Raw genomic sequence first — 6,183 nt, forward strand, 5'->3', positions numbered from 1 at the left:
GGCTACCCGGTGCCCAAGAAGGAGCTGGAGGAGGTGGGCTTCCTCCTCGGCAAGCCGCTCGAGCTGTGGGTGGCCACCGAGGTCCGCGTCCGCGAGTGGATCTCCGTCATCTATCGACAGCCGCTCGCCCAGCGCTACTCCACCCTCCTCACCGCGATGGAGAACGCCTCCGCCGCGGCCCCCGCTCCCGCGTCCAAGCCCGCCATCTCCGACTCCGACGAGGCCTCCCTCACCCTGGAAATGGTGGAGCGGCTGGCGCGCACCGTGGCCAGCGAGCCCGTCCCCGTCGAGGTGAGGCCGCCCCCGGAGCCGCAGCCCAAGCCCGCCGCTCCCCAGCCTCAGCCCCAGCCGCCTCGGGCCAGCGCCCCGCCGCCGGCTCCCACCGCCGCGCCCGCCCAGCCTCCACGTCCGGCGACGCCGCCCGCCGCGCCGCCTCCGGCCTTCGTCCGCGAGCCGCTGCGCCTGAACATGCCCAGCGAGCCCGCGCGCCCCGCGGCGCCGCCCCAGTCCCAGCCCGCTCCCGCCGCGCGTCCCCCGGCTCCGGCTCCGCAGCAGCAGCCCCCGGCGCAGCCCGCCGCTCCGGCCGCCGCGCGTCCTCCGGCACCAGCCCCCCAGCAGCAGCCTCCGGCCCCGCCCGCCGCTCCGGCCCCGGTCGCCGCGCGTCCCGCGGTGCCACCGCAGCTCCAGCCTCCCGTCGAGCCTCCCCGGCCCACCGCCCCCGCGCCGCAGCCCACCGCGGCCACCCAACCGCGCCCACCGGCCTCGACTCCCGCGCCGCAGCCCGCCCGGGACGAGGTGCCCGAGTGGACGCTCGCGCAGGCGCGCGCCGCCCTCAAGGAGTCCACGCGGGACAGGGATCGTCTCATCGACACCGCCCTGCGCTTCGGGCGCCGCACCTTCGACTACGTGTCCGCCTTCGCCGTGCTGCGCGGCGCGGCCGTGGGCTGGGACGCGCGCGGTGAGGGCATCAGTGGCGAGGCGCTGTCGCGGGTGTCCATCCCGCTCGATGTCTCCAGCGTCTTCCGCACCGTGGCCATCACCCGCGGCAGCTACGCGGGCCCCATGCCGCCGGACAGCCTGACGAAGCACTACCTGGAGCTGTTCGGCCGCCAGCCGCCCCGCACCCTCTTCCTCTATCCGGTGGAGGTGCGCGGCCGGCTCGTCGCCATCCTCTACGGCGACTGCGGGCAGAAGCCCATCAGCCAGCGCCGCCTGTCGGACTTCATCCTGTTCTGCCAGGACATGCCCGGCGCCTTCCAGGAGCTGCTCCTCTTCCGCAAGCAGCGCCTGGGCGAGCTGCGCAACGCGCTGGACTTCGACGTGGACGTGGACGAGCCGCCCGCGAGCGCCCCGGCACCCTCCATGGCCGCGGGCCTGGGGTGGAGCCCCTTCGTCACCCGCTCCGCCAACGCGCTGGGCCGCGCCGCCGCGATGGCCCCCCTCGTCATGTCCCAGGAGGAGCGCCCGCCGCCGGACTTCGGCCCGCTCCTCAAGCGCCTCACCGGCCCGGACGCCAACCAGCGCGCCAACGCCATGGCCGAGCTGGCGCGCTCGCCCGAGGCCAGCGCCAAGGTGCTCGCCACGCACTTCCCCGGCCCCACCGCGTGGAGCCGCCTGCCCGTGGTGGAGCTGCCCGAGGCGGACGAGCTGGGTCCCATTCCCGGCGCCCTCTCGCGGCTCGGCCGGCCCGCGGCCCACGCCCTGGCGCCGCTGCTGGACTCGAGCGACGCGGACACCCGCTACTTCGCGCTCCTCACCGCCGGCAGCCTGCCCTTCGTGGAGCTGGTGGACGGCGTGCTGCGCGGCCTCTTCGACTACGAGCCGGACATCTCCAGCGCCGCGCGCGTGGCCGCCGCCGCCCTCAAGCACCTGCCCCGTCTGGACGCCGCCAAGCGGGAGCTGCGCCAGGAGCTCACCAGCCGGGACTCGCTGCGCCGCTCTCTGGCCGCGCGCGCCCTGGGCACGCTGCACGACCGGGAGGCCATCGAGGGCCTCATCAACCTCACCGGCAGCGACGACGAGATGTGTGCCCAGGCCGCCGCCGAGGCGCTGCGCGAGGTGACGCGCGCCACGCTCGGCCTGGACAAGCGCGCGTGGACGATGTGGTGGGCGGACAACCGGCAGCGCCGGCGCGCGGACTGGCTCGTGGCCGCGCTGCGCCACGCGGAGCTGGACGTCCGCCTGGCCGCCATCGAGGAGCTCAGCCGCGTCCTCAACGACACGCTGGGCTACTACGCCGACGCCCCCGAGGCCGAGCGCGAGGCCGCCGCTCGCCGATGGGAGGCCGCGGTGGCGGACCCCGAGCGGGCCCGCCGACTGGCCCAGCTGTAGCGCGGCCGTGACGAGGGAGCGATGACGAGCCAGGCGTGGATCAGCCTCGGGGCCTGTGCGGGGCTGCTGGCCCTGGCGGGACTGGCCGTGGTGCGCGTGGGCCGCAGTCCGCTGGCGCTCCCGCTGGCGCTGCTGTGCATCGCGCTGTCCACGTGGAACTTCGCCGACTTCGCCCTGGCGCACTCGGGTGGGCCGGGCTGGCGCTTCATCGCCACGACGGCGGCGCTGATGAGCGCCCCGTCCGCCCTGCACTTCATCCTCTCCTTCGTGGGCGAGCGGCGCCGGCTGGCGGGGGTGATGTTCTCCAGCTACGCCGTCTTCGGGGCGCTGGCGATCGCGTCGCTGGCGGGGCTGGGCTCGGAGCACATGGCGGCGAGGGTGGGCTCGCGAGGCTTCGCGCTGACGGTGCTGGCCTTCGCGGCGCCGCTGCTGCTCACCGGCTTCGGCCTGCTCACCCAGCACCTGCGCCGCGAGGTGCGCTCCGTGGAGCGCGCGCGGGCGGGCCTGCTGCTCACCGGCCTCGGGCTGCTGGTGACGCTGCTGGGCACGGACCTGGTGGCGGTGCTGGGCCAGGACGTGCCACGCCTGGGCAACCTGGGCACGCTGCTGGGGCTGCCGGTGATGGCGGTGGTGGCGCTGCGCCTGCGCCTCTTCGGCCAGGAGCTCTCCAGCGTCAATACGATGTCCGCGCTGCTGCTCGCGCTGGTGGGCGTGCTGTCCTACCTGGCCGTCTTCCAGCTCTTCGCCTCGCGCTACGGCGCGCTGGTGGTGGGCACGGCCGCCATCACCCTGGCGCTGCTGGCGGCCACGCGCCGGGGCGTCATCGCCTACGTGGCCCAGCGCGAGCGCCTGGAGCACCTGGCCACCCTGGGCCGCTTCTCCGCGCAGATGGCGCACGACCTGAAGAACCCCATCGCCGCGCTCAAGGGCGCCGCGCAGTACCTCAAGGAGGAGCACGCGCGGGGCCAGCCCTGGGACGACAAGGGGGACTTCCTGGACCTGCTGCTGGAGCAGGTGGAGCGGTTGGACCGGGTGGTGGGCACCTACCAGCGCCTGGGCCGGGTGGAGCCGCTGCTGCAGCCGCTGGACCTGAACCAACTGGTGGCGAGCGTGCTGTCCCTCCAGTCCTTCACCGGGCGCCCCGAGGTGCGGCTCGAGCGCGAGCTGGCGGTGGACCTCCCGCGCGGCCAGGGGGACTGGGACCTGCTGGCCAACGCGCTGGAGAACCTGGTGCGCAACGCCTTCGAGGCCATGCAGCGTGGGGGCACCCTCACCGTGCGCACCCAGGTGGAGGGCAAGAGCGTGGTGCTCCGCGTGGAGGACACCGGCGAGGGGATGAACGCACGCACGCGCGAGCGGGCCTTCGACGACTTCTACACCACCAAGGCCACGGGGAGCGGACTGGGGCTGGCCTTCGTGCGGCGGGTGGTGGAGGCCCATGGAGGCCAGGTGGCGCTCACGAGCCACGAGGGCCGCGGCACCACCGTGACGCTGCGCCTGCCGGTCTCCGAAGTGCCCGCGAGCGCCCCTGACCCGGCGCGCCTTCAGCCCTCGTCGTGGTAGCCCGGGGCTCGCGCCGGCGCGAGCATCGTGGACACCACCTGCTCCGTCACGTCACGCCCGCCGTTCAGGTTCGTGTAGAGCGCCATGGGCGTGTAGATGAACCCCCACGGAAAGCCCCACCAGCCGAGGAAGAACGAGAGGAGCGTGTAGCCCAGGCCCTTGCTCCCGGTGCCCTCGCCCGCGCGGATGAAATACACGTCCGACGTGCGCTTGAACGTCATCACCAGGATGGAGATGCAGTACTCGAACACCACGAACCTGCCGCCGCGCTGGAGCTCGTCCTGGAGCTGCGACACGGACATGCCTTCCACTCCCTGAATGTCTGCCATGGGACCCCCCCCTTGGATGGACCGCTGTGGAGCCGCGCTCCGGAGCCTACTTCGGGTTCGACGCGTTTTCGCAGGCGGGAGTGTGCCCGAGGCCACACGCCTTCTGGAGGAAGCTCCTGGCCCGCTCGGGATTCTTCGCCACCCCGTGGCCGCGCTGGTGGGCGAGGCCGAGGTTGAAGCAGCCTCCCGGCACCCCCGCGTCACAGGACTTCTCGAAGAGGGCGACGCCCCGCTTCAGATCCCGCGGCACGCCGATTCCCGCCATGTAGGCCCCGCCGAGGACGTTGCAGCCGGCGCCGTTCCCCGCCTCGCAGGCCTGGGAGAAGAGCGTCGCGGCGCGCTGCGGATCCTTCTTCACCCCCTGACCCTGCGCGTGGGCGAGGCCCAGGCTGAAGCAGGCCGTGGCATGGCCCCGGCCGCAGGAGCGCTCGAAGAAGGTGGCGGCGCGCGCCACGTCCCCGCCCGACGCATGGCTCATCCCGGCGTTGAAGCAGCCCTTCGCGTCCTCGGCCTCGCAGGTCTTCTCGAAGAGGGAGAGGGCCTGCTTCGGCTCCTTCTTCACCCCCACGCCTTGCGCGTAGGCGATGCCGAGGTTGTTGCACGCATCCAGGTGCCCCTTGTCACACGCCTTCTTGTAGAGCGTGGCCGCCCGGGCCTCGTCCTTGGGCACCGAGAGGCCCTGCGCATGGGCCAGGGCCAGGTTGAAGCACTCCCCCGCATCGCCCCGCTTGCAGCCCTTCTCGTGAAGCCCCACCTGGCGGGCCAGCTCCTCCTTGCCGAAGAACTGCTCGGCCTTCGAGGGCTGCTGCGCGGCGCCGGGCGTCCCCAGCAGGATGACGGTCAAGGCTGCGAAGCGAAGCATGCGGAACACCTCCCCGGGCATCCTGGCACTGGCCCATGCCCTGGAACAATGAAGTCCGCGTCCTCTTCACTCCGCGAGAACGTGCCCCGTGGCGACGCTGACGCGCCACGGGCGTCGCGGTAGCATTGCCCCGTCCCAGGAGAAGGAGCACCGTGGCCGAGCCGCTGAAGGGAAACGTGTTGCTGGTGGATGACGACCCCGCGGTCGCCAAGGTGCTCGGCGCGCTGCTGGTCCAGGCGGGGCTCACCGTCCACACCGCCTCCAATGGACAGGAGGCGCTCGCCCTGCTGGGCCGCAAGCCCATCGACGTGGTGGTGAGCGACGTGCGCATGCCCGGCATGAGCGGCATGGAGCTGCTCACCGAGGTGGGACGCTCCTGGCCGGACGTGCCCGTCATCCTGCTCACGGCGCACGGCACCGTGCCGCTGGCCGTGGAGGCCATGAAGGCCGGCGCCGCGGACTTCGCCCTCAAGCCCTTCGACCGGGAGGAAATCCTCTTCAGCATCCGCAAGGCGCTCCTGCGGGCGCAGCAGCAGCAGGAGGCGGTGCGCCCCCTGGTGAAGGAGGCCAGCGGCTTCGTGGGCCGCAGCTCCGCCATGTCCGAGGTGCAGGGGCTGCTGGCGCGGGCGGCGACGGGCACGGCCACGGTGTTGCTGCGCGGCGAGTCCGGCACGGGCAAGGAGCTGGCCGCCAAGGCGGTGCACGACGCCAGCCCGCGGCGAGCCGGCCCCTTCGTGAAGCTGCACTGCGCGGCGCTGCCGGACACGCTGCTGGAGAGCGAGCTGTTCGGCTACGAGAAGGGCGCCTTCACCGGAGCGGCCACGCGCAAGCCGGGCCGGGTGGAGCTGGCCCACGGGGGCACCCTCTTCCTGGACGAGATTGGCGACATCACCCTCCAGGTGCAGGTGAAGCTGCTGCGGCTGCTCCAGGAGCGCGAGTTCGAGCGGCTCGGCGGCACGCAGACGCTCAAGGTGGACGTGCGCTTCGTGGCGGCCACGCACCGCAACCTGGAGGAGCTGGTGCGCAAGGGAGAGTTCCGCGAGGACCTCTTCTACCGGCTCAACGTGGTGCCGGTGTGGCTGCCCCCGCTGCGCGCCC

The 6,183-nt window shown here is 73.4% G+C and carries 5 protein-coding genes; 3 read left to right on the forward strand and 2 right to left on the reverse strand.

The window, feature by feature from the left end; genetic code table 11:
- Positions 1-2,331, forward strand: a 2,331-nt coding sequence (locus VF794_RS20145; RefSeq protein WP_331112808.1) for a FrgA protein, incomplete at its 5' end; no start/stop codon positions are given.
- 21 nt (positions 2,332-2,352) lie between these two features.
- Positions 2,353-3,894, forward strand: a complete 1,542-nt coding sequence (locus tag VF794_RS20150) for a sensor histidine kinase (RefSeq protein WP_331112810.1) — start codon at positions 2,353-2,355, stop codon at positions 3,892-3,894.
- Here VF794_RS20150 and VF794_RS20155 read toward each other — a convergent pair.
- Both VF794_RS20155 and VF794_RS20160 read right to left on the reverse strand, forming a co-directional pair.
- Positions 3,876-4,223 carry a hypothetical protein gene (locus tag VF794_RS20155; RefSeq protein WP_331112812.1) on the reverse strand — a complete coding sequence of 116 codons (348 nt, stop codon included), beginning with the start codon at positions 4,221-4,223 and terminating at the stop codon, positions 3,876-3,878. The genes VF794_RS20150 and VF794_RS20155 overlap by 19 nt on opposite strands.
- A 46-nt stretch (positions 4,224-4,269) precedes the next feature.
- Complete coding sequence (locus VF794_RS20160; RefSeq protein ID WP_331112814.1) at positions 4,270-5,085, reverse strand: tetratricopeptide repeat protein; 816 nt, start codon at positions 5,083-5,085, stop codon at positions 4,270-4,272.
- 152 nt (positions 5,086-5,237) lie between these two features.
- On the opposite strand from VF794_RS20160, the gene VF794_RS20165 reads away from it, so the two are divergent.
- Positions 5,238-6,183 (forward strand): sigma-54 dependent transcriptional regulator (locus VF794_RS20165; RefSeq protein ID WP_331112816.1); only part of this gene is annotated, 946 nt, incomplete at its 3' end.

The organism is Archangium sp. (assembly GCF_036389735.1).
Lineage (GTDB): Bacteria > Myxococcota > Myxococcia > Myxococcales > Myxococcaceae > Archangium.

Excerpts from the sequence above, each read along its gene's own strand:
- VF794_RS20150 (WP_331112810.1), top strand. The coding sequence starts at position 2,353 with ATGACGAGCCAGGCGTGGATCAGCCTCGGGGCCTGTGCGGGGCTGCTG.
- VF794_RS20155 (WP_331112812.1), bottom strand. The coding sequence starts at position 4,223 with ATGGCAGACATTCAGGGAGTGGAAGGCATGTCCGTGTCGCAGCTCCAG.
- VF794_RS20160 (WP_331112814.1), bottom strand. The coding sequence starts at position 5,085 with ATGCTTCGCTTCGCAGCCTTGACCGTCATCCTGCTGGGGACGCCCGGC.